The organism is Agrobacterium sp. 22117 (assembly GCF_052045735.1).
In the GTDB taxonomy this organism is placed as follows: Bacteria; Pseudomonadota; Alphaproteobacteria; order Rhizobiales; family Rhizobiaceae; genus Agrobacterium; species Agrobacterium cavarae.
Window position 1 is genome coordinate 477409 of sequence record NZ_JBQEPP010000004.1, and the last position, 25556, is coordinate 502964.

At 58.8% G+C, this 25556-nt stretch carries 25 protein-coding genes and 1 tRNA gene; 20 read left to right on the plus strand and 6 right to left on the minus strand.

The annotated features are described in order from the left end of the window. Positions 1–76: 76 nt before the first annotated feature. Positions 77–161: transfer RNA gene (locus ACTJKV_RS14245), tRNA-Leu, on the minus strand. Positions 162–492: 331 nt separating this feature from the next. Between ACTJKV_RS14245 and ACTJKV_RS14250 the strand changes: the two genes are divergently transcribed. Beyond that, complete coding sequence (locus tag ACTJKV_RS14250) at positions 493–1008, plus strand: disulfide bond formation protein B (protein ID WP_440598911.1); 516 nt, start codon at positions 493–495, stop codon at positions 1006–1008. Positions 1009–1296: 288 nt separating this feature from the next. Here the strand turns inward: ACTJKV_RS14250 and ACTJKV_RS14255 are convergent, their stop codons facing one another. Further along, positions 1297–1854 carry an HNH endonuclease gene (locus ACTJKV_RS14255; RefSeq protein ID WP_062423942.1) on the minus strand — a complete coding sequence of 186 codons (558 nt, stop codon included), beginning with the start codon at positions 1852–1854 and terminating at the stop codon, positions 1297–1299. Positions 1855–1953: 99 nt separating this feature from the next. Further along, entirely contained in the window at positions 1954–2598 is a 645-nt protein-coding gene (locus tag ACTJKV_RS14260) for a DNA-3-methyladenine glycosylase family protein (RefSeq protein WP_440598912.1), read from the minus strand. Positions 2599–2651: 53 nt separating this feature from the next. On the opposite strand from ACTJKV_RS14260, the gene gluQRS reads away from it, so the two are divergent. Beyond that, positions 2652–3533 carry a tRNA glutamyl-Q(34) synthetase GluQRS gene (gene gluQRS, locus ACTJKV_RS14265; RefSeq protein ID WP_440598913.1) on the plus strand — a complete coding sequence of 294 codons (882 nt, stop codon included), beginning with the start codon at positions 2652–2654 and terminating at the stop codon, positions 3531–3533. Here gluQRS and ACTJKV_RS14270 read toward each other — a convergent pair. After that, positions 3504–4412, minus strand: a complete 909-nt coding sequence (locus ACTJKV_RS14270; RefSeq protein ID WP_062423945.1) for a YihY/virulence factor BrkB family protein — start codon at positions 4410–4412, stop codon at positions 3504–3506. The genes gluQRS and ACTJKV_RS14270 overlap by 30 nt on opposite strands. Positions 4413–4584: 172 nt before the next feature. On the opposite strand from ACTJKV_RS14270, the gene ACTJKV_RS14275 reads away from it, so the two are divergent. The 7 genes from ACTJKV_RS14275 to ACTJKV_RS14305 all read left to right on the plus strand — a co-directional run bounded on the left by ACTJKV_RS14275 (position 4585) and on the right by ACTJKV_RS14305 (position 10033). Next, positions 4585–5418: an SDR family oxidoreductase gene (locus tag ACTJKV_RS14275; RefSeq protein WP_312805267.1), complete on the plus strand. Its 834-nt coding sequence runs from the start codon at positions 4585–4587 to the stop codon at positions 5416–5418. A 95-nt stretch (positions 5419–5513) separates the two neighbouring features. Further along, positions 5514–5711 (plus strand): twin transmembrane helix small protein, encoded by a 198-nt coding sequence (locus ACTJKV_RS14280; protein WP_062423947.1) that lies wholly within the window; start codon positions 5514–5516, stop codon positions 5709–5711. Between the two features lies 1 nt (position 5712). Beyond that, positions 5713–6300 (plus strand): cob(I)yrinic acid a,c-diamide adenosyltransferase, encoded by a 588-nt coding sequence (locus ACTJKV_RS14285; protein ID WP_440598914.1) that lies wholly within the window; start codon positions 5713–5715, stop codon positions 6298–6300. Positions 6301–6329: 29 nt separating this feature from the next. Further along, positions 6330–7106, plus strand: a complete 777-nt coding sequence (locus ACTJKV_RS14290; RefSeq protein ID WP_440598915.1) for a rhomboid family intramembrane serine protease — start codon at positions 6330–6332, stop codon at positions 7104–7106. A 181-nt stretch (positions 7107–7287) separates the two neighbouring features. Then, a complete protein-coding gene (locus ACTJKV_RS14295; RefSeq protein WP_062423950.1) occupies positions 7288–8034 on the plus strand; it encodes an electron transfer flavoprotein subunit beta/FixA family protein in 747 nt (248 codons plus the stop codon). A 23-nt stretch (positions 8035–8057) separates the two neighbouring features. Continuing rightward, positions 8058–8987, plus strand: coding sequence for an electron transfer flavoprotein subunit alpha/FixB family protein (locus ACTJKV_RS14300; RefSeq protein ID WP_440598916.1), 930 nt, complete (start codon positions 8058–8060; stop codon positions 8985–8987). A 164-nt stretch (positions 8988–9151) separates the two neighbouring features. Next, on the plus strand, positions 9152–10033 hold the full coding sequence (locus ACTJKV_RS14305) for a 3-hydroxybutyryl-CoA dehydrogenase (protein WP_062423952.1): 882 nt from the start codon (positions 9152–9154) through the stop codon (positions 10031–10033). On the opposite strand, the gene tlpA is transcribed toward ACTJKV_RS14305, so the two are convergent. Beyond that, positions 10034–10702 carry a thiol:disulfide interchange protein TlpA gene (gene tlpA / locus ACTJKV_RS14310; RefSeq protein ID WP_111847533.1) on the minus strand — a complete coding sequence of 223 codons (669 nt, stop codon included), beginning with the start codon at positions 10700–10702 and terminating at the stop codon, positions 10034–10036. A 22-nt stretch (positions 10703–10724) separates the two neighbouring features. Here tlpA and argH point away from each other — a divergent pair, with 22 nt between their 5' ends. From argH to ACTJKV_RS14335, 5 genes are all read left to right on the plus strand, one after another. Next, positions 10725–12125 carry an argininosuccinate lyase gene (argH, locus tag ACTJKV_RS14315; RefSeq protein WP_062423953.1) on the plus strand — a complete coding sequence of 467 codons (1401 nt, stop codon included), beginning with the start codon at positions 10725–10727 and terminating at the stop codon, positions 12123–12125. Positions 12126–12232: 107 nt separating this feature from the next. Then, positions 12233–12427, plus strand: a complete 195-nt coding sequence (lptM, locus tag ACTJKV_RS14320; RefSeq protein ID WP_062423954.1) for an LPS translocon maturation chaperone LptM — start codon at positions 12233–12235, stop codon at positions 12425–12427. Positions 12428–12439: 12 nt separating this feature from the next. After that, the gene (gene lysA / locus ACTJKV_RS14325; RefSeq protein ID WP_440598917.1) at positions 12440–13708 is read left to right on the plus strand and encodes a diaminopimelate decarboxylase; all 1269 of its coding nucleotides are present in this window, start codon (positions 12440–12442) and stop codon (positions 13706–13708) included. A 175-nt stretch (positions 13709–13883) separates the two neighbouring features. Then, positions 13884–16571, plus strand: coding sequence for a TIGR02302 family protein (locus ACTJKV_RS14330; protein ID WP_440598918.1), 2688 nt, complete (start codon positions 13884–13886; stop codon positions 16569–16571). A 162-nt stretch (positions 16572–16733) separates the two neighbouring features. After that, the gene (locus ACTJKV_RS14335; RefSeq protein WP_343106920.1) at positions 16734–17903 is read left to right on the plus strand and encodes a zinc-dependent alcohol dehydrogenase; all 1170 of its coding nucleotides are present in this window, start codon (positions 16734–16736) and stop codon (positions 17901–17903) included. 154 nt (positions 17904–18057) lie between these two features. Here the strand turns inward: ACTJKV_RS14335 and ACTJKV_RS14340 are convergent, their stop codons facing one another. Further along, the gene (locus ACTJKV_RS14340) at positions 18058–19074 is read right to left on the minus strand and encodes a substrate-binding domain-containing protein (protein ID WP_112953474.1); all 1017 of its coding nucleotides are present in this window, start codon (positions 19072–19074) and stop codon (positions 18058–18060) included. A gap of 259 nt (positions 19075–19333) precedes the next feature. Between ACTJKV_RS14340 and ACTJKV_RS14345 the strand changes: the two genes are divergently transcribed. From ACTJKV_RS14345 to ACTJKV_RS14370, 6 genes are all read left to right on the plus strand, one after another. Next, positions 19334–20602: an ABC transporter substrate-binding protein gene (locus ACTJKV_RS14345; RefSeq protein WP_062445067.1), complete on the plus strand. Its 1269-nt coding sequence runs from the start codon at positions 19334–19336 to the stop codon at positions 20600–20602. Positions 20603–20665: 63 nt separating this feature from the next. Continuing rightward, a complete protein-coding gene (locus ACTJKV_RS14350) occupies positions 20666–21634 on the plus strand; it encodes a carbohydrate ABC transporter permease (RefSeq protein WP_343106919.1) in 969 nt (322 codons plus the stop codon). Next, entirely contained in the window at positions 21631–22464 is an 834-nt protein-coding gene (locus tag ACTJKV_RS14355; protein WP_062444893.1) for a carbohydrate ABC transporter permease, read from the plus strand. Before ACTJKV_RS14350 ends, ACTJKV_RS14355 begins: the two co-directional genes overlap by 4 nt. A gap of 10 nt (positions 22465–22474) precedes the next feature. Beyond that, positions 22475–23503: an ABC transporter ATP-binding protein gene (locus ACTJKV_RS14360; protein ID WP_440598919.1), complete on the plus strand. Its 1029-nt coding sequence runs from the start codon at positions 22475–22477 to the stop codon at positions 23501–23503. 56 nt (positions 23504–23559) lie between these two features. Next, entirely contained in the window at positions 23560–24345 is a 786-nt protein-coding gene (locus ACTJKV_RS14365; RefSeq protein WP_440598920.1) for a ThuA domain-containing protein, read from the plus strand. Between the two features lie 6 nt (positions 24346–24351). Beyond that, complete coding sequence (locus ACTJKV_RS14370; protein WP_062423962.1) at positions 24352–25395, plus strand: Gfo/Idh/MocA family protein; 1044 nt, start codon at positions 24352–24354, stop codon at positions 25393–25395. Positions 25396–25556: the final 161 nt, after the last annotated feature.

Genomic DNA, 25556 nt, shown 5'->3' on the forward strand with positions numbered 1-25556 from the left:
CACGCTCTGAGGTTGTCAAAAAGTGACACAAAAAGCGCCTAAAAGCGCAGCTTTCTCAGTGGCTTGAAAAATATGATGGTGCCCCTTGCCGGAATCGAACCAGCACTCCTTTCGGAACCTGATTTTGAGTCAGGCGCGTCTACCAATTCCGCCAAAGGGGCAACTCCGAAGCGTGTCGGTTGGTATGCGGCGGACTATACGAACCGCGGGTCTTTGGTCAACCTGTTTTTGCTGAAAATTTCGTTTGATGAAACTTTGCTTGTCTGCCGCGGGAGCGGCGGTTCTGAGGATTGCAGTTCGGGTGGGACTGGATTAGAGCGATGGTGCTTTCCGCCACGAAGTGCGTCGCGATCGTTCAATTTCGCTTGGCTCGCTTTCAGGCGTTCTTTTGCAAGACCTCGTTCGTGGAGACGCTGAACTTCTCCGAAGCGGGGTGCCTTAGTTTCCACCTGTTCAGGTGGTTTGCAGGATTTTGGCGTTATGAGGACGATGATGAGCGTAGGTGTTTCAGCAGAAAAAAGCCGCATGGTTTCGGCGTTGCTCGTCACGGCGGGTATGATCTTTACCGTTGGGTCGGCTTTGGGATTTCAGCATATTGGCGGCTATACGCCCTGCGCGCTTTGCCTGTTGCAGCGTGAGCCGTACTATTATGCGATCCCGATCGGCGTCCTTGCCATCCTCGCCAGCATCTTTAAGCTGCCGGCTGCCGTGACGCGCGTGCTGCTCGTCGTGATCGGCGTCGCCATGCTCATTGGGCTCGGGCTTGGCGTCTATCATTCGGGTGTTGAATGGGGCTTTTGGCCGGGTCCGACGACCTGTGCGACCGGCGCCCCCTCCATCACCACCAATGCCGGCAATCTCTTGAATGACCTCAACGCCATCAAGGCCCCGTCTTGCAACGAGGCAGCGTTACGTGTTCTGGGGCTCTCATTTGCAGGCTGGAACGTGATCGCAAGCGCAGTACTTGCCGGAATCGCGTTCTGGGGTGCGAGCCGCAAAAGCGTCTGATCAAAGACAAATACGGACTTAGAGGGCACCGCGATGTGTGAAGCGCGCGGTTCGCTTTAAGCTTTTGGCGTGGATCCTGTTATTGCAACAAGCTTAAGGGCACTTTGCGTCCTACTGGACGCACAAAGTGCCCTCTATTTCTGAGACTCTACGCATCGTGCTTTCCGAAACTCGGTCTCGATCTTCGGGCCGATGCTGTAGCCGTTGCACGCCGTTTGGGCCGCTCGAAGGGTACGAGGGCCACAGAAGTCGCGTATACCTTTGCCGTCGGAGGCAGTCCTGAAAAAGTCAGGGCTGCAGTTCGGTATCCCAGTAGAGATAGTCCATCCAGCTTTCGTGCAGGTAGTTCGGCGGGAAAGACCGTCCGTTGTTGTGCAGGTCCTGAACCGTTGGCTGGTAGGGATGCTGATGCGGGAACATGCCAGCCTGTTTCGGTAGCTTGCTGCCCTTTTTCAGGTTGCAGGGAGAGCAGGCCGCGACGACATTGTGCCACGTCGTCTCTCCGCCGTGGGCGCGGGGGATGACGTGGTCGAAGGTCAGGTCGTCGCGAGATCCGCAATACTGGCACTCGAACTTGTCGCGAAGGAACACGTTGAAGCGGGTGAATGCGGGGTTTCGCGTTGGCTGGACATAGGTCTTGAGGCTGACGACGCTCGGCAATCGCATCGAAAAACTGGGAGAGCACACCGCGTGGTCGTATTCCGCGATGATGTTCACACGGTCGAGGAAGACTGCCTTGATCGCGTCCTGCCAGGACCAGAGCGACAAGGGATAATAACTCAGTGGCCTATAGTCTGCGTTCAGGACGAGCGCCGGCAGGGCCTGTGGTGAAACTGCAATCGTCAAGGGCGTCTCCTGAGCGATTCTGCATCTACATCTGTATATTAGGTCTGTTGTTACAGGATTGTGAAGCCTCTAAATGAAGCGCGGAAAGAAAGGCGGATTTCAGGCAATCGGTAGCGCATCGCGCCGGGTGATCGCGGCGTAATAGGCCCAGAAAACGCGCGCGGCGACCGACTGCCATGGCGACCAGAAAAGCGCCCTTTCGGCGAGTTCGTTTCGGCTCGGGCGGGCGTCCAGCGCGAAGGCGTGCATCACGGCGGCCTGAAGCGCCACATCGCCCGCGGGGAAGATATCGGCGTGCCCGCCGCAGAACATTAGATAGACCTCCGCCGTCCAAGGACCGATGCCTTTCAGGGCCGTCAATCGTTGCATCGCGACGGTTGGTTCGAGGTGGCTGAGTTCGATCAGATCCAGCTCGCCTGCGGCAACTGCCGCGGCGAGTGACAAGAGTGTTGTCCGTTTGGCATTCGACAAGCCGAAGCTTGAGAGGGTCGCCTCATCCACGGCAAGAAAACGCTCCGCTGTCATCACTCCCGTTCCCGCCACCATGCGGCGCCAGATGGCATCGGCGCTTGCCCGGGAGACCATCTGCGAGACGATGATATGCGCCAATCCGGCAAATCCGGCCTCGTTCAGCCTGAGCGGGATTTCACCCGCCCGCTCGATCACCGGTTTCAGCCGTGGATCGATCAGGCGAAGTGCGGACACACCCTCTTCGATATCGGCCGTGGATTGGATGATCTTCATTTCAGAACCCGGTCCATAATGACATTTCGCCGCAAAACGTGGCAGAAGACACCATGACTTCACCCATTCGTCAAAATCCAGTCTTTCGCTTTGCGCCCAGTCCCAACGGCCCGCTGCATCTGGGCCATGCGCTTTCGGCTTTCCTGAACCATGAGATGGCCGTCGCGCAAGGTGGGCTCTTTCTGCTGCGTATCGAAGATATCGATTTGACGCGCTGCACCCCTGCTTTCGAGCAGGGTATCTATCAGGATTTGCGCTGGCTCGGCTTGACGTGGGAAGAGCCTGTTCGGCGGCAATCGGAGCATTTTTTGGAATATCGTGCGGCGCTGGATCGTCTTATCGAGATGGGACTGGTCTATCCGGCCTTCATGAGCCGCGGCGAGATCAAGGCATTTGTTTCGGAGTACGAATCAGCCGGTCGAAGCTGGCCGCGCGATCCGGATGGTGCACCGCTCTATCCGCCACTGGACAAGGAACGTGGCCCCCAAGAGGTCAAAGCCTTGCTGGCGTCGGGCGCAAAACATGCCTGGCGCCTGAATATGGACAGAGCGCTGGCGCAGCTTTCAGATCCTTTGGTCTGGTTGGAGTTGGGGCAGGGCAGAGAGATATCGATCAAGGCCGATCCGGCCGCCTGGGGCGATGTGGTTCTGTCCCGGTCCGATGCCCCGTCCAGCTATCACCTGTCCGTCGTCATCGATGATGCGCTGCAGGGCGTGACAAAGGTCGTGCGTGGGCTCGATTTATTCCATGCCACGTCCGTACATAGGCTGCTCCAGGCGCTGCTCGATCTGCCGGTGCCGGAGTATCATCATCACCGCCTGATTTTAGGGCCAGATGGGCGCAAGTTGTCGAAGAGCGAAGGCAGCACCGGGCTGGCGGTCCTGCGTGACGCGGGTTGTACGCTCTTAGATATCCGCCGCTTCGTCGGCCTCTAGCGCCCGTCTGAGGCTGCCGGTGCGGATGCCAGCCTTCACCACCCGGCGAACGCGGTACTTCATCAGCGCCGCATTGACCTCAGCACCCAGCATGAAGATCACGCCGACCATGTAGAGGAAGACGAGGACGATCATCACCGAGGCGAGACCCGCATAGGTGGCGGCATAGTTGGCGAAGGTGGCCAGGTAGTAGGCAAAGATGGCAGCGCCGATGATCCAGAAAATCATCGTCAGCAGAATACCGGGCAGAACGTCCCACAGTTTGCGGCGCCCTGCTGGCAGCCACAAATGCGCTGCGACCAGGCCCGCGGTCAAGACCACGATAGTCCCGTAAAGGCCGAGATTGGAAACCAGTTGCAACACCTCTGTCAGAAGGGAAGAGCGGGTTTCGACGAATTTTAAAGCGACAGGAACGGCAACCAGGACGATGCTGATGCCGGCAAAGATGATGACGGCCAGCACGACATAGAAGAGGCTGAGAAGACGGGTGATGTACCACCAGCGGGTCTCGGTCACGCGGTATGCGCGGTTCAGTGAAATGCGGATGGCTTCGACGCCATTGGAGGCGAAGTAAGCTGCCGCCAGAACCGAGATGGTCAAAAGCCCGCCACGCGGTATCGTCAGAACCTGCTGAACCTGCGCCGCAAGCGGACCGGCAATGGCCTCCGGCCACGTGTCGAAGATCAGATGAACCGCCGTTTCCGAAAACTGATCCGCACCGAGAAAGCTTGCAAGTGCCGTCCCGAAAATCAGGAACGGGAAAAGAGCCAGCAGTCCGGAGAGCGCCACATGGCTCGCCATGGCCCAGCCATCATCCTCGGCAAAGTGGATATAGGCGTCGTAGGCAACTTTGCGGGCGAGGCTTAAAGCGGCAGCCATGTCACCTCCTTGATCAGAATTTCATTCGTAACGAGCAATGAAATATGGGAAATGTGTTTCGAATTGTATAGCGCCCGAAACCATGCATCGGTTCCATTTTACCGATAAGAATTGTGCGCTATTCAACGGGACGCAAGCTTCTTTGCCTGCTTGTTGAAGTGTCGAGGATACCATGTCTGAAAAGCCCGTCATCATCATCACCGGATGCTCCACCGGGATTGGTGCTTATTGCGCCGGCGCGCTTCACCGTGATGGCTGGCGGGTCTTCGCCACGGTGCGCCGAACTGAGGATATGGCGGCATTGGAAGGTCAGGGCATCGAAGTGCTGATCATGGACTATACCCGGCCGGAAACCATTGCCGCTTTGGTGGATGAGGTCGCAGCCCGCACCGGCGACCGCATCGATGCGCTCTTCAACAATGGCGCTTATGGACAGGCGGGCGCGGTAGAGGATATTTCTGTCGCGGTGCTGCGCCAGCAATTCGAGACCAATGTCTTCGGCTGGCACGACCTGACCTGCCGTGTCATTCCGTTCATGCGCAGACGAGGGCAGGGGCGAATCGTTCATTGCTCTTCCATCCTTGGGCTGGTGCCCTATCGATATCGCGGCGCTTACAACGCGTCGAAATTTGCTTTGGAAGGGCTCGGTATCACCTTGCGTATGGAGTTGGAGGGCAGCGGTATCCATGTCAGCCTCATCGAGCCCGGCCCTATCGCTTCGAATTTTACGGCGACGGCCCTGAAGCATATAAAGGCCAATATCGATATCGAGAATTCGGCGCATGCGCAGGAATACAGACGCCAGCTTGCCCGGCTGGAAGGCAGCGGACCGGTCAACAAGCATAAGCTCGGTCCCGAAGCGGTGTACAAGGACCTGCATCATGCTTTGACGGCACGTCGTCCAAAGCCGCATTACGTGATCACTACGCCTGCAAAGCAGGGTGTGTTGTTGAAACGTCTACTACCAGCTTCTCTATTTTACAGACTTCTTCGCAAGTTCGACTAGCTAAATCGCCATCTCATCCGTTAGAACGCTTTGCAGTCGCCGTTATCGCAAAGAACGCTAACCATTTTGCGCGACATGCTGAGGGAGGCAATAGGATGTCCAGCTTTACCACCGTGCTTGCGGTCATTGTCATGGGGCTGGTCGTGCTGGTTCTCATTCGCGGTCTGTTCAACATGTTGAAGGGGACCGATGCCAACCGTTCCAACCAGTTGATGCAGTTGCGGCTTATTCTGCAGGCCGTGGCGATCGTTTTGATCATGCTGACCTTGTGGCTGACAGGAGGAGGGCGCTGATATGGTGAAACTCAACAAGATTTACACTCGGACGGGCGATGACGGCACCACGGCGTTGGTCTCCGGGCCGCGCCGGGCGAAATATGATCTGCGCGTGGAAAGCTATGGTGACGTGGACGAGACCAATTCGGTCATCGGCATGTCGCGGCTACATACCGCCGATTTGACGGAGCTCGATGCGATGCTGTTTCGCATTCAGAACGATCTTTTCGATCTGGGGGCAGATTTGGCCACGCCCGATGATGGCAAGCCCTTGTCTTACGAGCCATTGAGGATCGTCGAATCGCAGGTCACCCGCATCGAAAAGGAGATCGATGCTTTGAACGACACGCTGTCGGCTCTCACCTCCTTCGTGCTGCCCGGCGGTTCAGCCGCGGCGGCGCATCTGCATCTGGCCCGCACGGTGTCGAGACGGGCGGAGCGCCGTATGGTGGAGCTCGCGAAGATGGAAGACGAGATCGTCAGCCCCGCTGCGCTGAAGTACATCAACCGCCTGTCCGATTTCCTCTTCGTTGCCGCGCGTTTCGCCAATCATAATGCGGACGCGATAAGGGCGGATGTCCTCTGGGTACCCGGAAAGAACCGCTGAGTTGAGCGTAAAAGCAGAGGTCGCATTCCATGTTCATCCCGCTGCATGATGCGAACTCGCTGAAGCACATCAAGCTGCAATATGTGACGGTGTCGCTGATCGGCATCAACATTCTCGTCTGGCTGGTCGTTGGCGCATTTTCGAGCGATCAGCAGGCGAGCGCTGCGGTGCTGGGCCTAGGTTTCATTCCCGCCGTTCTGTTCGACTATGCTTCGCTCGACCCTGCGCTGGTATTGGTGCCGAAAGATGCGACGATCTTTACCTATGCGTTCCTGCATCTGAGTTTTTGGCACCTCGCCTCGAACATGGTGTTTCTCTGGGTATTCGGCGACAATGTGAAAGATGCGTTCGGCCATCTCGGTTTCCTGATCTTCTATCTTGCCTGCGCCGCCGCAGGTGCGCTGCTTCACGGTTTTATCGCGCCACAGTCCCAGGGTCCGCTGATCGGGGCATCTGGCGCTGTCTCCGGCGTGGTCGCCGCCTACCTTCTGCTGCATCCGCGCGTGCGGGTCTGGGTGCTGGTCTTCATGCGCATTCCGGTGCCGCTTCCAGCCTTTATTCCATTGGCGTTGTGGGTCGGCCAGCAATTCGTCATGTTACTCTTGAGCCCGGAAGAAAGCGTCTCCTGGGCTGCACATGTCGGAGGCATTCTGACGGGGGCGATCCTTGTCGTTTTCTTTCGTCGAAGCGGCGTTCCACTGTTTGACCGGACACTGGTCACGCCGCGGGCGGTTCAGCACAAAAATCAGGGGCTGCAAGACGCTGGCGTGTCGCAAACGGAACGGCCATCCGATAGTATTCCGTGAAAATTATTCTGAGAGCGAGTATTTACGTTCACGTCAACGTAAGATATTTCGTGAGTGCATCGCGTCATGAGCATTGTTCCGTTGATCTCATTGGAAAAATGCGTATCCATGGCTCAACTTGATTGTCAGGAGGACCGTTTGCGTACGCGCTTTACGGTCAGGAGTTGAAAGAAGGCTGCCGATGAAGATTCTTGTCCCAGTGAAGCGTGTGGTGGACTACAACGTGAAGATCCGCGTCAAGGCGGATGGCTCCGGTGTAGAGCTTGCCAACGTCAAGATGTCGATGAACCCTTTTGACGAAATCTCCGTCGAGGAAGCCCTGCGCCTGAAAGAGGCTGGCAAGGCCGAGGAAGTGATCGTCGTGTCCATCGGCCCTGCAAAGGCTGAGGAGACGCTGCGTACGGCACTCGCTATGGGTGCCGACCGCGCCATCCTTATCGAGACCGACGAGACCGTTGAGCCGCTCGCTGTTGCCAAGCTCTTGAAGGGTGTCGTCGAGGCGGAAAATCCAGGTCTCGTCATTGTCGGCAAGCAGGCGATCGACGACGATTCCAACCAGACCGGCCAGATGCTGGCGGCGCTCTTGGGCTGGGGCCAGGGCACGTTTGCTTCCAAAGTTGAGCCGTCCGATGGCAAGGTTGCTGTGACCCGCGAAGTGGATGGTGGTCTGCAGACTGTCGAGCTGAAGCTGCCGGCCGTCGTCACCACTGACCTTCGCCTTAACGAGCCGCGTTATGCGTCGCTGCCGAACATCATGAAGGCCAAGAAGAAGCCGCTCGACAAGAAGTCGCCAGCCGATTTCGGCGTCGACATCGCTCCGCGCCTCAAGGTTTTGAAGACCGAAGAGCCCGCTGGCCGCAAAGCAGGCGTCAAGGTTGGATCCGTCTCTGAACTGGTGTCCAAGCTAAAAGCCGACGGCGTCCTTTAAGGAAAGTGAAAGGGAGATAAACCATGGCCATTCTTCTTCTGGCAGAACACGACAATGCAACCCTTTCCGACCAGACGGCAAAGACGCTGACGGCGGCAACGCAAATTGGTGGTGACGTGCATGTGCTGGTCGCCGGCTTGGGCGCCAAAGCGGCAGCCGATGAAGCTGCGAAGCTTTCCGGCGTTTCCAAGGTGCTACTTGCCGACGACGCATCCTACGCCAACCAGTTGGCCGAGCCGCTGGCTGCTCTGATCGTTTCGCTGGCCGCGTCCTATGATGTGATCATCGCCCCCGCGACGGCCTCGGCCAAGAACGTGCTGCCCCGCGTGGCAGCGCTTCTCGATGTGGCGCAGATTTCCGAAATCACGGACGTCGTGTCCTCCGATACCTTCAAGCGTCCGATCTATGCCGGTAACGCGATCCAGACGGTTCAGTCGACCGACGCCAAGAAGGTCATCACCGTTCGTACCGCGTCCTTTGCTCCGGCTCAGGCTGGCGGTTCTGCCTCCGTCGAATCCGTCTCGGCTGCCGAGAACCCTGGCGTTTCCTCCTTCGTTTCGGACGCGCTTGCTTCGTCCGACCGTCCGGAGCTCACCTCTGCCAAGATCATCATCTCGGGCGGTCGCGCGCTTGGTTCTTCGGAGAAGTTCAAGGAAGTCATTTTGCCGGTTGCCGACAAGCTTGGTGCCGCCGTCGGCGCATCGCGCGCTGCCGTCGATGCCGGTTACGCGCCGAACGACTGGCAGGTTGGCCAGACGGGCAAGGTGGTCGCTCCGCAGCTTTACATTGCTTGCGGCATCTCCGGCGCCATCCAGCATCTTGCGGGTATGAAGGACTCAAAGGTCATCGTCGCCATCAACAAGGACGAAGAGGCACCAATCTTCCAGGTTGCCGATTACGGTCTCGTCGCAGACCTCTTCGAAGCCCTTCCAGAGCTTGAAAAAGCAATCTGATAACCGCAATGATGGGAAGCGGCGCGTTTTTAAAGACGCGCCGCTTTCGTTTTGTGGCAATATGCGCAACAACGAAGATCTGAAGCGCGACCGGGTCAGTCTGAAAGACCAAGACGCGCTTCGACGCCATGAGCGCTGAGACCAACCCGACAGGAGATAAACGCATGACAGCCCCAATCAAGAACATCGGTGTTATCGGAGCCGGTCAGATGGGCTGCGGCATCGCGCATGTGTCGGCTCTCGCAGGCTACAAGGTGCATATCTACGATGTCTCCAAGGACCGCATCGAGGCGGGGCTGGCCACCATCAACGGCAATCTTGCGAGACAGGTCTCCAACGGCAAGCTTGAGGACGATGCGCGCAAGTCCGCGCTCGGCCTGATCGGCGGGTCTTCCGATCTGAACGATCTGGCGGCAATGGATCTCGTCATCGAGGCCGCTACCGAGAACGAAGAGGTCAAGCGCAAGATCTACGCTCAGGTCTGCCCAGTGCTGAAACCTGAAGCCCTGCTTGCCACCAACACCTCGTCCCTATCCATTACCCGCCTGGCGTCTGCGACCGACCGCCCCGAACAGTTCATGGGCATTCACTTCATGAACCCGGTACCGGTGATGAAGCTCGTCGAACTGGTGCGCGGCATTGCCACCGGCGAAAAGACCTTCGAGACGGCCAAGGATTATGTCCGCTCGCTGGATAAGGCGATTACCGTTGCGGAAGATTTCCCGGCCTTCATCGTCAACCGCATTCTTCTGCCGATGATCAACGAGGCGATCTATACGCTTTATGAAGGCGTTGGCACGGTGGAAGCCATCGATACCGCCATGAAACTTGGTGCAAACCACCCCATGGGTCCGCTGCAGCTTGCCGACTTCATCGGTCTCGACACTTGTCTTTCGATCATGCAGGTACTGCATGATGGCCTGGCCGACAGCAAATATCGCCCGTGCCCGTTGCTGGTCAAATATGTCGAAGCCGGCTGGCTTGGCCGCAAATCCGGCCGCGGCTTTTACGATTACCGTGGCGAGATCCCAGTCCCGACACGCTGATCAGGGGGAGGTTGCTGCCGTTACCAGCGCCTTGGCGTCGGGGCTGTCCCAAGCGGCCGGGCCGTTCATGGAAGCGAGCAGGCAGCCCTTGTCATCTAGAAGCAGCGTTGCCGGCAGGCCGAAGGCAAGGCCTTCTTTTTTCAAGGCATTGAACACGCCCATGGAGCTATCGCGGTAAAGCTTCAGCGAATCGATCTTGTATTCGCTCATGAAGGCTTTCGGCTTCTCATCCTCGCCATTGTCGATATTGATCGTCACGACTTCGAATGCGTCGCTGCCTTTTTCCTTCTCCAAAGCGTTGAGAGCGGGCATCTCCTCGCGGCAGGGGACACACCATGTGGCCCAGAGATTCAGAAGAACGGTTTTGCCTTTGAGATCCGCTTGCGTCATCGCCGTGCCGTCGGCCGATTTGAAGGAGAGCGGAATGACACGGGGCTTATCGGTTGGCGACATCGCCGCGATCTGGCCTTTCAGCAGGGGCTCGATGCTGGCAATGCGCTTGGCCGCGCCCTCACATAAAGCCGCATCCGCCACCGCTGCCCCTTGAACCTGTCCTTCAGACCCAATATGCCTGAACAACACCACTCCCCCGCCGCAGACAATGCCGGCGATGGCGGCAATTGCAACAAGTCTGACGGAAGGAAGTCTGAAAGGTCTTTTTTCTGTCATCGAATACTCCAGGGCATGCACAATGGCTGACGGCGCAGAACAAAAATCCTCCAACCAGATGTGGGGCGGACGCTTTGCTTCCGGTCCCTCAGCCATCATGGAAGAGATAAATGCCTCCATCGGCTTCGACAAGAAGCTTTACGCCCAGGATATCCGAGGCTCCATCGCCCACGCCACCATGCTTGCCGCAAAAGGCATTATTTCGGCCGAAGATAAAGACAAGATCATCGAGGGTCTGAACACGATCCTGTCAGAAATCGAGGCAGGGACCTTTGAGTTTTCGCGCAAGCTCGAAGACATTCACATGAACATCGAGGCGCGTCTCGCACATCTTATCGGACCCGCCGCTGGACGCTTGCACACGGCGCGTTCGCGTAACGACCAGGTTGCACTCGATTTCCGCCTCTGGGTCAAGGAAGAGTTGCAGAAGACCGAAGCCATGTTGAGCGCTTTGATCGCGGCCTTCCTCGACCGCGCCGAGCAGCATGCCGATACGGTGATGCCGGGCTTTACACACCTGCAGACGGCACAGCCCGTCACCTTTGGTCATCACTGCATGGCCTATGTCGAAATGTTTGGCCGCGACCGCGCCCGCGTTCGCCATGCTATCGAGCATCTGGATGAAAGCCCGATCGGCGCTGCGGCGCTTGCCGGAACCGGCTACCCGATCGACCGCCATATGACGGCGAATGCGCTCGGATTCCGCGAGCCGACGCGCAATTCCATCGATACGGTGTCGGATCGTGACTTCGCGCTGGAGTTTCTTTCGATCGCATCCATCTGCGCCACGCATCTTTCGCGCCTGGCGGAAGAGATCGTCATCTGGTCGACACCGCAATTCGGCTTCATTCGCCTTTCGGATGCTTTCTCCACCGGCTCCTCCATCATGCCGCAGAAGAAGAACCCTGATGCCGCGGAACTGGTGCGCGCCAAGACCGGCCGTATCAATGGCTCGCTGGTCGCGCTTCTCACCGTGATGAAGGGTCTGCCTCTCGCCTATTCCAAGGATATGCAGGAAGACAAGGAACAGGTCTTCGATGCGGCGGAGAGCCTGGAGCTTGCGATTGCCGCCATGACTGGCATGATCCGCGATCTGGAAGTGCGCGCTGATCGCATGCGTGCCGCTGCCGGTTCCGGTTACTCGACCGCGACGGATCTTGCCGACTGGCTGGTGCGCGAGGCGGGTCTGCCATTCCGCGATGCGCATCACGCGACCGGACATGCGGTGGCGCTTGCGGAAAAGAAGGGTTGCGATCTGGCCGATCTTTCGCTTGAGGAATTGCAGGCAATCAATTCGGCGATCACCGCCAGCGTCTTCGACGTGCTGTCGGTCGAGGCGTCGGTGGCAAGCCGCACCAGCTTCGGCGGTACGGCGCCGTCTGAGGTGCGCAAGCAGATCGCCTGGTGGCGCGGTCGCAACTGATCGAGCAACCGATCAATCTGGCGTTACGCCACCATCACAAGAAACAGGGTGCACAAGCTCCCTGTTTTTCGTTATCAGAGATGCAAAGATTTCCTTTGGACGGGTCCATGCTCCTTAAAACCTCTCGCAGTATCATCATTCCGGTCAGCGTGGCGCTCGCTGCAGGTCTTGCTCTCTCCAGCTGTGGCCGCAAGGGCGATCTCGATGCGCCGAGCACGCCGGTCGAGCAGCGCAACCAGCGCACAAACGGCAAGGTGGAAACGACGCCGGAACGCCCCTTCATTCTCGACAAGCTTCTGTAACGGATTACAGCCGTGAACCATTTTCATTACATCGACGGCGTGCTGCACGCCGAAAACGTTCCCGTGCCCGAAATCGCCAAGGCTGTTGGAACGCCCTTCTACGTCTACTCGACGGCGACGCTCGAGCGTCACTACAAGGTCTTCTCCGAGGCCTTCAGCGATGTGGATGCGATGGTCTGCTATGCCATGAAGGCGAACTCCAACCAGGCCGTGCTGAAGACGCTGGCAAAACTTGGCGCGGGGATCGACGTCGTATCAGGCGGTGAGCTTCGTCGTGCGCTGGCCGCTGGCGTTCCGGCAAGCCGCATCATGTTTTCCGGCGTCGGCAAGACGCCGGCCGAAATGGATCTGGCGCTGGAGGCCGGCATCTATTGCTTCAACGTGGAATCGGAGCCGGAACTCGAGGTTCTCAATCTGTGCGCGGTAAAGGCGGCCAAGAAGGCGCATGTCTCCTTCCGCATCAACCCGGATGTGGATGCCAAGACGCACGCCAAGATTTCGACCGGCAAGAAGGAAAACAAGTTCGGGATTTCCTATCAGCGGGCGCGGGCCGTCTATGCCCATGCCGCGACACTTCCCGGCATCGATGTCAGCGGCATCGACATGCATATCGGCAGCCAGATTACCGAGCTGCAGCCTTTCGAAGATGCGTTCCGACTGCTGCGCGAGTTGGTGGAGTCGTTGCGCGGTGATGGTCACACGATCAGCCATGTGGATATCGGTGGGGGCTTAGGCATTCCCTACAAGGACGACAACAATCCGCCCCCCCTGCCGGATGCCTATGCGCATATCGTCAAGAACGAGCTGAAGAGCCTCAACTGCAAGATCGTCACCGAGCCCGGCCGCCTGATTGTCGGCAATGCCGGGATCCTCGTGACCGAAGTTCTTTACGTGAAGGATGGCGGGGAGAAGTCATTCGTCATCGTCGATGCGGCGATGAACGACCTCATCCGTCCGACGCTTTATGAAGCCTATCACGGCATTCGCCCCGTCGTGCAGCCGTCCGCCGATGCGCCGCGCATCAAGGCGGATGTGGTGGGGCCGGTCTGCGAGACGGGCGATTATCTGGCGCTTGATCGCGAGATGGCAGAACCTGAGCCCGGTGATCTCATTGCCGTCAGCTCTGCCGGTGCCTATGGCGCGGTGCAGGCCGGGACTTACAACTCGCGGCTTCTGGTGCCGGAGGTGCTGGTCAGCGGAGACCAGTTCCATGTCATTCGCCCGCGCGGCACCTATGAAGAACTGATCGCGCTCGACTCCGTGCCGGCTTGGCTCGACTGAGGGCGTCTATCACGATTAGGCGAACTGGACGAAAAAAGCAGGGCAAGCGCTGGCTTGCCCTCGTCTTCGCCACAAACAATGCTATCCTGCACGCTGTTGCACTGAAAGATTTCGCGGCTGCGTCATTGACGAGATTGGCGGCGAGATCGTGTGGCCAGACCGGGAGAACGGATTGATGACCACCAGGCAAGGCGGAAAAGGCGCTTTCGACAAGAGACCTGAGCTGGCACGGCGCGTGGCGGCCAAACGGTTCTTTGCGAAACTCGTTCTGTTTGCCGAGCGCCTTGCGCCGAAGACGCTTCTGCCGCTCTCGGTCGCCGCGGTGTTTCTCTCGCTTGGTTGGTTCGGCCTGTTCCGGCAGATGCCTGACCTCTTGCGCTGGGCCGTCGTTTTTATTGTCGTCTTTACGTTCCTCAGCGCGCTTCTGCCGATTGCGCGTCTGCGCTGGCCTTCGAAGGAAGAAGCCTCGCGCCTGCTTGAAGAGCGCAACGGTCTTCCCCACCAGCCGGTCGGCGTGCAGGAAGACGAGCCCGCTTTCGACACCCCCATTGCGCGCGCGCTGTGGCAAGAGCACCAGGCGCGCATGGCCGAGCGGATCGCCGCGCTCGATGCAGGTTTGCCGCGCCCGGATATCGCCCGCCACGACCGGATGGCGCTTCGTGCGATCCCGGCGCTGCTCCTTGTTGCTGCGTTCGGCTTTTCCTATTCGAATGGTGCAGGCAGCATTGCCGATGCATTTCGCAGCCGTCCGGCCTCCGGGCCGCTGAACCCGGATATCCGTCTCGATGCCTGGGTGACGCCGCCATCCTATACCGGTCGGGCGCCCATTTTTCTCACCAGCCAGAATGCCGATCGCGCCGACGCGGTCTCCGTTCCGCAATCCTCCAAGCTGACGATCCGCATGACGGGTGGTGCGGGCCAGGAGGAGGTCACCTTCGAGCCTGACGAGGCCGGCGAGTTGCAAAAGCTTGCGCCGGAAGGCGCGCAGGAAAAGGCGACCGTCGCTGTTGCGCCTGCCCAGCCAAACCCCGAGGGCCAGACCGCAGTCGCGCCGCGCACCTTTACGATGGAGTTTAAGGAGAGCGGCACCATCGAGGCGAACGGCCAGTCCTGGTTCTTCAACATCATTCCGGACAAGCCGCCGGTCATCGCTTTTGACAATCTGCCGCGCCGTGCGGCCAATGGTGCGCTGGAGATCGGCTTCACCGCCAAGGACGATTATGGCGTGCGTGAAGCCCATGCCGTCATCGAGCCCCTCGACATTCAGGCTGACGCCACGCCGCTTTATCCGCCTCCGGAATACAAGCTTGATCTTCCGCGCCAGAATCCGCGTGACATGAAGGGCGTGACGAGCCGCAATCTCACCGAACATCCGATGGCGGGAAAACGCGTCCGCATTACGCTCGTCGCAACCGATGGCGCAGGTCAGACGGGCAAGAGCCCTCCGCAGGAAATGATCCTTCCGGGGCGCAATTTCTCCGAGCCACTCGCGGCCTCGGTCGCAGAACAGCGGCAGATTTTCTCGCTCGATACACGCCAGATGCCAAAGGCGATCGCCTATAATGAGGCGGTCAGTCTGCGTCCGGAAGAGACCATCCCCAACAAGACGCACTACCTCCTGCTGCAATCGGCGCAGGCGCGCATGAAGCTCGCCTATAATGAGGAGATGCTGAAGAATACGGCGGACTATCTCTGGGAAATCGCTTTGGGTATCGAAGACGGTGATCTGTCGCAGGCGGAAAAGCGCTTGCGCGATGCGCAGGATGCCCTGTCTCAGGCACTGGAACGCAAGGCACCGGATGAGGAGATAGCCAAGCTGATGCAGGAGCTTCGCGAGGCGATGAACGAGTTCATGAAGGAACTCGCGCAGCGCATGCAGAATGCACCCCAGGGCAACATGAACCAGCAGGCGCAGAACGTGCTTCGTCAGCGCGATCTGGAAAACATGATGAACCAGATCGAGAACCTGGCCCGTTCCGGCAACCGCGATGCCGCGCAGGAAATGCTGTCGCAGATGCAGCGGATGATGAACAACCTGCAGGCCGGTCGCCCGCAGCGGAGCCAGCAGGGCCAACAGCAGCAGGAAAATAGCCAGTTGCGCCAGCAGATCGACAAGCTGGGCGAGATCATGCAGCAGCAACAGAAGCTGATGGACGAGACCTTCAAGCTCGACCAGGCGCTGCGCGATCGCATGCAGCGCGGCGATCCTCAGCAGGGCGAAGAGGGCGGCGAGCAGCAGATGGGCGAGAACGGCCAGCAGCCGCAAGATCAGCAAGGCCAGAACGGCGAGCAGCAGAATGGCCAGCCGCAGAATGGACAGGGGCAAAACCCCGATCAGATGACCGCCCAGCAACTTCGCGAGGCGTTGAAAAACCTGCGCCAGCAGCAGGAGGGACTGGGCAAGCAGCTCGGTGACCTGCAAAAGGGCCTTCGCGATCTCGGCATGGAGCCCGGTCAGAATTTCGGCAAGGCCGAGCAGGAAATGAAGGGCGCCGGTGAAGCGCTGGGGCAGGGCCGTGGCGAACGGGCTGTCGAAGGTCAGGGCAATGCGCTGAATGCGCTGCGCCAGGGCGCGCAGGATATGATGGGCCAGATCATGCAGGCCATGCGTCAGCAGGGCCAACAGCCTGGCCAGGGTCAGCAGGGCATGATGGGGCAGGGCGACCAGAACGGCCGCGATCCGCTTGGCCGTCCGCGCGCCAATTCCGGCCCGGATTTCGGTGATTCACAGGTTCGGGTACCGGATGAAATCGACGTGCAGCGCGCACGTGAGATTCTCGAAGCAATCCGTGAGAAGCTCGGCAACAACCCGCCTGCGGATGTGGAACGCCGCTATCTGGAACGTCTGCTGGATATCCAGTAACCGCTACAGACGGGTTATCCCCCACAGCAAGGCCGCGATATGTCGTTGCGCCTTGGTCTTTTCGAGTGGCTTGATTGCTGCCGGCTGACGCCCTGTCAGGAACAATCTCAAAAAGCTCTGGTTCGAAGAAGCGCTACACCAAGCGAACCAGAGGAGAATGTTATGAAGGCACTGACCTGGCACGGCAAACACGATATCCGATGCGAAACCGTGCCCGATCCCGTCATTGAGGATGATCGGGATGCCATCATCAAAGTAACCGCTTGCGCGATCTGCGGCTCCGATCTTCATCTGTATCAAGGCTCCGTGCCTGACATGCATTCCGGCGATGTCATGGGCCATGAGGCCATGGGTGAGGTCGTTGAAGTCGGCAAAGGAAACAGCAAGCTGCAGGTCGGCGACCGCGTCGTCGTGCCGTTCACCATTTCCTGCGGGCATTGCTTCTTTTGTCAGCGCGGCTTCTTTTCCGGTTGCGAGAACAGTAATCCCGACAAGGAGAAAGCCAAGAAGATGTGGGGCAATTCCCCCGCCGGTCTTTTTGGCTATACGCATATGCTTGGCGGCTATAGCGGCGGTCAGGCGGAATATCTTCGGGTCCCCTATGCAGATGTGGGGCCAATCAAGGTGCCCGACGGCTTGACCGATGAGCAGGCTCTCTTTCTCTCCGACATCTTTCCGACAGGATACATGGCGGCGGAATTCTGCAATATCCAACCCGGCGAGACGGTTGCCATATGGGGCTGTGGACCGGTCGGTCAGATGGCGATCCGCTCTGCTTACATGCTGGGTGCTGCGCGCGTAATTGCCGTCGACAGTGTGGCGGAGCGCCTCGCGCTTGCGGCGGCTTCCGGTGCGCTGACGCTGAACTATCTGCAAACCGATATCTATGACGAGATCATGCAACTGACCGGCGGGCGTGGCGCAGATGCCTGCATCGATGCTGTCGGAACAGAGGCAGACCCTTCAGCCAGCTGGGACTCGCGCATTGACCGGATCAAGGTCGCAACCTTTATGGGGACCGATCGGCCCCATGTGCTGCGTCAGGCCATTCACTGCTGCCGCAACTTCGGCACTGTTTCCATCGTCGGTGTCTATGGCGGGTTTCTCGATAAGATTCCGATGGGCTCTGCCATCAATCGCGGCTTGACCCTTCGCATGGCGCAGACACCCGTCCAGCGCTACCTGCCGATGTTGATGGACCGTGTGCTGAAAGGCGAGATCGATCCATCCTTCGTCATCACCCATCGCGCGACACTGGAGGAAGGGCCCGGCCTTTACGAAACCTTCAAGAACAAGGACGATGGCTGCATCAAAGTCGTCATCAAGCCGTAAGGAATGCGATAAGTCTGAGCCACAATTGGAGAAGGAGTTCGCGCTCCATGCAATGGTGAGGGGCGACGGGACATCGTCATCGGTTGGACGCTGGCGAAACAGCATCGACAGATGGCTGAGCCCAGCAAAGCCTGAGGAGCTTTGCTATTGTCTTTCAGGACGCTGAGCCGGTGGACTGACGCAGGATCAACTCCACCGGCCACAGTTCCTGGCATTCCTGAATCGGTCTGCCAGAGATGATCTGGAGGAGAAGTTCGGTCACGCGCATGCCGGCCATACGCATGGATGACCGCGTGGTGGATAGCGGTGGCAGCATGCTTTCAGGCGTCAGGTAGGGAAACACATCGTCATGAGCGATGACGGACACGTCCTTGCCGATGACGAGACCCAGTTGCGTCGCGGCACGATAAACGCCTTGAGCCGTCATCATCGCTCCAGCAACGAAGGCAGTGGGGCGCGATGGTTGCTCCAGAAGTGCGCGGGCAAATCGAAAGGCCGTCTCTTCGCTGAAATGCTCGTTCATCATCAGCTTCGGGTCGGGTGAAAGTCCGTATTCCGAAAGAGCGTCCGCAAATCCCTGTTCGCGGTCGTTGACGAATGTTCGGCCTTTCGGTCCATTGATGAGGGCTATGCGGCGGTGTCCGCGCTCGAGAAAATGCATGGTGGGGCGGTATGTGACGTCGCGATTGTCGATATCCAGCCAGGCATGCGGAAACGACGTCTTTGACCTGCCATGCACGATAAAGGGCACGCCCAGCCGGTTCAGCAGGGCCACGCGCTCATCCGCCGGGCGGGGCGAGTGGACGACGATGCCATCCACCTTGCCGCTGGCGGCCAGACGGTTGAAGATCGCCAGTTCCTCATCGAGATTGTTGTCGATGGCGACGCTGACAAGAATGTCGGTTTCCTGGCCTTCGAGACGCGCAGCCATGCCGCCCATGAATTCCGAGAAGAAGTGCCCGCCGCCGCTACGACCCATGACGACGCCGATGGCGCCCGCGCGCCCGGTCACGAGCCTGACCGCATTGGCATTGGGACGATAGCCGAGCCTGCGGGCAGCCTCCATCACCCGCTCGCGGGTTTCCTGGCGAACCTCCGGATAACCCCCAAGGGCGCGGCTGACCGTCGTCGGAGAAAGGCCGACCTGTTCTGCGAATTCCTTGAGCTTCATGATGTCCGCCGTTTTCATCTGCATGCTAGCTCAAACAGAATTTTTCAAGCAACAAAAATCGAAAGCGATTTAAAATTAGAAAATGAAGATGAAGTATTTAAATTCAGAGACTTCTCTGCAGCGGTACCTTCAAGGGCGTGTCAATGCGGAAAAATACCATTTCATCCGCTATTGACAGGCGGAAGAGGAATTGTAAGCTTCGAAAAATTGAAAGCGTTTTCAATTTACATATCGTCAAAGTTTCACAGGGAGGAGAATGATGACGAACTTTTCTAAGAGGGCCTTGTTGCTGTGCGGTAGCCTTTTGGCCTTTGCGGCATCAGCGCAAGCTGCCGAGATCGCCATGGCAGCCAATTCCACCGGCAAAAACCTGAACTTCATTCGCGAGCGTCTGGCCGAGTTCGAAAAGCAGAGCGGCCACAAGGTGAAGCTGGTGACGATGCCGCCATCGTCCAGCGAACAGTTCAGCCAGTATCGCCTTTGGCTTGCAGCCGGGAACACGGATGTGGATGTCTACCAGACTGATATCGTCTGGGCGCCACAACTTGCCGATCAGTTCGTCGATCTGACGGCTGCGGCCAAGGACGTCATCGGTCAGCATTTCCCATCCGTGGTCGCTTCGCAAACCGTGGACGGCAAGCTCGTGGCCATGCCGATGTACACCGATGCGCCGGCGATGTTCTATCGCAAGGATCTGCTCGACAAATACGGCAAGCAGCCGCCGAAGACCTGGAAAGAGATGGCAGAGACTGCCAAGGAAATTCAGGACAAGGAACGTGCAGCCGGTCAGAAGGATATGTGGGGCTTCGTGTTCCAAGGCAGCGCTTATGAAGGCCTGACCTGCAACGCGCTCGAATGGGTGGCGTCCGCTGGCGGTGGACATATCGTCGAGACCAATGGCGACATCACCATCAATAACGAGAAGGCCGCTGCCGCTCTCGATATGGCGAAAAGCTGGATCGGCACGATTTCGCCCCAGGGCGCATTGGCCTACAAGGAGGAGGAAGCCCGCGGCGTCTGGCAGACGGGCAACTCCGTCTTCATGCGCAACTGGCCCTATGCCTATGCTCTCGGCAATGGCGCGGATAGCGCCATCAAGGGCAAGTTCAGCGTCGCGCCGCTGCCAGCGGGCGCAGACGGTGAGGCACCTGCTTCGACCCTGGGTGGCTGGAACGTCGCTGTCTCGAAATATTCGAAGAGCCAGGATGCAGCCATCGAACTGGTCAAGTTCCTGACCTCTGCCGAAACGCAGAAGAAGCGGGCGGTGGAACTCTCCAACATGCCCACCATTGCAGCGCTTTACGACGACAAGGATGTGGCTGCTGCGCAGCCCTTCATGCCGCAGTGGAAGCCGATCTTCGAGACGGCGGTTCCGCGCCCGTCCGCGGCAACCAAGGTGAAGTACAACGAGGTCTCGTCGAAGTTCTGGGGCGCTGTGCACAACACGCTCTCCGGCTCCGGCACGGCTGCCGAAAACCTCGAACTTCTCGAAGTCGAGCTGACCGATCTCAAGGGCAGTGGCTGGTAACACTGTCAACGCGAAGCGGCATCGCTCGCCGCTTCGCCTCCCGTCCAATCGGTGGAAGCTCTCATGAAAACAACTGTCCTTGATCGACAGGCGGCGATGGTCGGCTCCGACCTGCAGTCCGAGAGGCTGCGCTCAGCCTGGCTGTTCCTCGCCCCGACCTTTCTCGTGCTCGCGCTTGTCGCGGGCTGGCCTCTCGTCAGAACCGTCTGGTTCAGTCTGACGGACGCCTCTCTGACCAATCTCTCCGGCGCCCAATTCGTCGGCCTCAAGAACTACATTTCGTGGATTACGCTCAGCAGTGGTCGCACCGTCTATCGTGGTCTCCTGGCAGATCCGGTCTTCTGGGGCGCTGCCTGGAACACGGTAAAATTCACCATCGTCTCCGTGTCGCTTGAAACGGTCCTCGGTCTCATCGTTGCGCTGGTGTTGAACGCCGAATTCAAGGGCCGAGGCCTCGTGCGTGCCGCGATCCTTATTCCCTGGGCCATTCCCACCATCGTGTCGGCCCGCATGTGGTCCTGGATGCTGAACGACCAGTTCGGCATCTTGAACGACATGATGCTGAGCCTTGGCCTCATCAGCCAGAAGATCGCATGGACGGCAAATCCCGAGACCGCAATGACCGCCGTGCTGATCGTCGACGTGTGGAAGACGACGCCCTTCATGGCGCTCCTCATCCTTGCCGGTTTGCAGATGGTGCCGAAGGATATGTACGAGGCAGCCAAGGTCGATGGCATCCACCCGATCAAGGTGTTTTGGCGCGTCACACTGCCGATGATCCGCCCGGCGCTCATGGTCGCGGTCATCTTCCGCATGCTGGATGCGATGCGCGTCTTCGACCTCATCTACATCCTGACGCCCAACAACGCCCAGACGCGCACCTTGTCGGTGCTGGCACGCGAAAACCTCTTCGACTTCGACAAATTCGCCTATGGTGCGGCGGTCTCGACGATGCTGTTTCTCATCATCGCCTCGATCACCATCGTCTATATGTGGCTTGGCCGCGTCAACACCGATGGAGGCGCAAAATGACAGCTTCGACGGTTGTGAAAAACACCGCCTTTTATGCGCTCGTCGCCATCATCATCGTGGTGGCAGTCTTCCCCTTCTATTATGCCATCCTGACGAGTTTCAAATCCGGCACGGCTCTCTTCGAAATCAACTATCTGCCGAAGAGCTTCTCTTTCGGCAATTATGCCGACGTGCTCGCCAATGACAGCTTCCTGCGCAATCTCGGCAACTCGCTGATGGTGGCAACCTGCGTCGTGGCACTATCCCTGCTTCTTGCGGTAACGGCGGCTTACGCGCTTGCCCGCGTTCGCTTTCGGGGCCGCGCGCTGCTGCTGCTGACGATCCTCTCGGTCTCGATGTTTCCGCAGATCGCGGTGCTGGCCGGCCTCTTTGAATTGATCCGCTGGGCGGGTCTGTTCAACACGCCGCTGGCGCTGATCTTCTCCTACATGATCTTCACTCTACCCTTTACCGTCTGGGTTCTGACGACCTTCATGCGGGATCTGCCTGTGGAAATCGAAGAGGCGGCGATCGTCGATGGTGCCTCGCCGTGGGTCATCATCACGCAGGTTTTCCTGCCGCTGATGTGGCCGGCGCTGGTCACGACGGGGCTTCTCGCCTTCATCGCGGCCTGGAACGAGTTCCTCTTCGCGCTCACTTTCACCTCATCGAACGATCAACGCACGGTTCCGGTGGCGATTGCCCTGCTTTCGGGAAGCTCGCAGTTTGAAATTCCCTGGGGAACGATCATGGCGGCCTCCGTCATCGTCACCGTCCCACTCGTCATCCTCGTTCTGATCTTCCAGCGACGCATCATTTCCGGCCTCACCGCCGGCGGCGTCAAAGGCTAGGAGAAATCTCATGACCAGCATTCAACTGCGCAACTTGCGCAAATCCTTTGGCGCTTTCGAGGTGATCAAAGGCATCGACATGGATATCCGCTCCGGCGAATTCATGGTCTTTGTCGGCCCATCCGGCTGCGGGAAATCGACGCTGTTGCGTCTCATCTGCGGCCTGGAGGAAATTACCGGCGGTGAACTCTCCTTCGAGGGTGAGGTGGTCAATCGCCTCACACCTGCCAAGCGCGGTGTTGCCATGGTCTTTCAGTCCTATGCGCTTTATCCGCATATGACCGTTTTCGAGAACATGGCCTTCGGCATGAAGCTCGCCGGCTCCAGCAAGCAAGAGAGGCGCAAGCGCGTGGAAGCGGCCGCCGAGATGCTGCAGCTGACGCCCTATCTCGAACGTCTGCCCAAACAGCTTTCCGGCGGCCAGCGCCAGCGTGTGGCGATTGGACGCGCTATCGTTCGCGATCCCAAGGTCTTCCTCTTCGACGAGCCGCTCTCCAATCTCGATGCGGCTCTTCGTGTCGCGACCCGTCTTGAAATTGCCAAGCTCCACCGTAGCATGCATGACACGACCATGATCTACGTTACCCACGATCAGGTGGAGGCGATGACGCTTGCTGACAGAATTTGCGTGTTGCGGGACGGCCGTGTCGAGCAGGTCGGCACGCCGCTCGAGCTTTACGAAACCCCGGTCAACACCTTCGTCGCCGGCTTCATCGGCTCGCCGAAGATGAATTTCATCGGCGGACGTTTGGCCGAAAGCCATGGCGCGCATTCGATCGGTGTGCGGCCGGAGCATATCGTCGTTTCCGATGGGGCTGGCGGCTGGACGGGCGAAATCGTTCACTCCGAAATGCTCGGCTCCGATAGCTACATCTATGTCGATATCGGCGGGGACGAGCCGCTTGTCGTGCGCGAGGAGGGCGTTTCGCACCGAGCGCCCGGCGAAAAACTCAAGCTCTCACCCTTGCCGGAGCACATTCACCGTTTCGATCAGGCAGGTGTTTCTCTCAAATGTGCAGAAACACGCGGAGCCGCCTGATCAATTTCAGTTCACCGGCGTTAACAACCCGCGCTGGTTCATCAAGGAGCATATCTATGACCATCAATACCGTCGTCTGGGGCGAGAACATCCACGAGCATATCAACGAGACGGTTCGTGCTGTGTATCCCAACGGCATGCACAACACGATTGCCGATGCCCTGAACAAGGACCCGGAGATCAATGCGACGACCGCCACCCTGCAGGAGCCCGAGCACGGGCTTTCGCAGGCGAGATTGGACCAGACCGATGTGCTGGTCTGGTGGGGCCACAAGGACCATGGCGCCGTTCAGGATGAAATTGTCGAGCGCGTGGCCAAGCGCGTCTGGGAAGGCATGGGTCTCATCGTTCTCCACTCGGGTCACTTCTCCAAGCCGTTCAAGCGGCTGATGGGCACGCCTTGCGCCTTGAAGTGGCGCGAGGCCGGCGAGCGTGAACGCATCTGGACCATCAATCCCCGCCACCCGATCGCCGCCGGCCTGCCAGATCATTTCGAACTGGAAAACGAGGAAATGTACGGGGAGCAATTCTCCGTGCCGGAGCCCCTTGAAACCGTATTTATTTCCTGGTTCCAGGGCGGCGAGGTTTTCCGCTCCGGTCTCACATGGCGCCGCGGTGCGGGCAACATCTTCTATTTCCGTCCGGGACATGAAACATATCCCACCTACCATGACGCCAACATTCAGAAGGTCATCAGCAACTCGGTCAAGTGGGCCTACAATCCGGCAGGCGCGCTGAAGAGCATCCACGACGCCCCGAACGTGCCTGTCGATAAGGCGCTTGAGCCTATCGAAGAGCGCGGCCCCAAACTGCACCAGGCTGGTGAAGCAGGTTACAGGTAATCCATCATGAAGCTTCTTATTCTCGGTACCGGTGGCATGGCGAACACGCACGCCACCCACTTCTCTCAGATTTCCGGTGTGGAAACCGTCGCGGCTGTCGATGTGGACGAGGTAATCGTCCGCGCCTTTGCCGCACGCCACAATATTCCGCTGACCTTCACCTCGCTGGATGATGCCCTGGCCTGGGGCGAGTTTGATGCGGTGGCGAACGTCACGCCGGACGCAATCCACCACCCAACCAGCCTCAAGCTGCTGGCTGCCGGTAAACACGTCTTCTGCGAAAAGCCGCTGGCGGAAACCTATGGCAAGGCTGCCGAAATGGCGGATGCCGCCGAACAGGCCGGTCTCGTTGCCATGGTCAACCTCACCTATCGCAATGTGGCGCCGCTACAGGAAGCGCGCAAGATGGTGCTGGACGGCCGCATCGGCAAGCTTCGCCACCTGGAAGCATCCTATCTCCAGAGCTGGCTGGTGTCGAAAGCCTGGGGCGACTGGATGACGGAGAGCAAATGGCTCTGGCGCCTGTCGACCAAGCACGGCTCAAACGGCGTGCTGGGCGATGTCGGCATCCACATTCTCGACTTTGCGTCCTATGGTGCGGGAAGTGATGTGGAGCGCATCTTCACGCGTCTGAAGACCTTCGACAAGTATGAGGGCAACCGCATCGACGTCTATGATCTCGATGCAAATGACAGCTTCACCATGACGGCGGAATTGCAGAACGGGGCCATGGGCGTCATTCACGCTACCCGTTGGGCGACCGGCCACCTCAACGAGCTTCGCCTGCGCCTGCATGGCGACAAGGGCGCGCTTGAGGTCGTTCATACGCCGGAATATTCGACGCTGCGCGGTTGCCTTGGCGAGGATATCGAAAAGGCGGTCTGGAGGGATATCGAGCCGGAACCCGTGCCGACCAATTACGAGAAATTCGCCAAGGCCGTGATGGAAGGTGGGGTCGCCGATCCTGATTTCCGTCACGCGGCCAACCTGCAGAAGATCCTCGACCTCTCGATCATCACCGATCGCGAGCGACGCGAAATCGCCGTCTGAGGTTTCGACGGTCAGCACAGACATTGAAGGCCGGGGAGCCGCCTGCTCCGCGGCCTTCTTGCATGATGGCTCGCCAACACCCGACAAACGGTATGTTAACAGGTGCTGTTCTAGGGTGATCCAGAGAGTGTCTGTGCTGGAGCGCCGATATACTGAAGCGG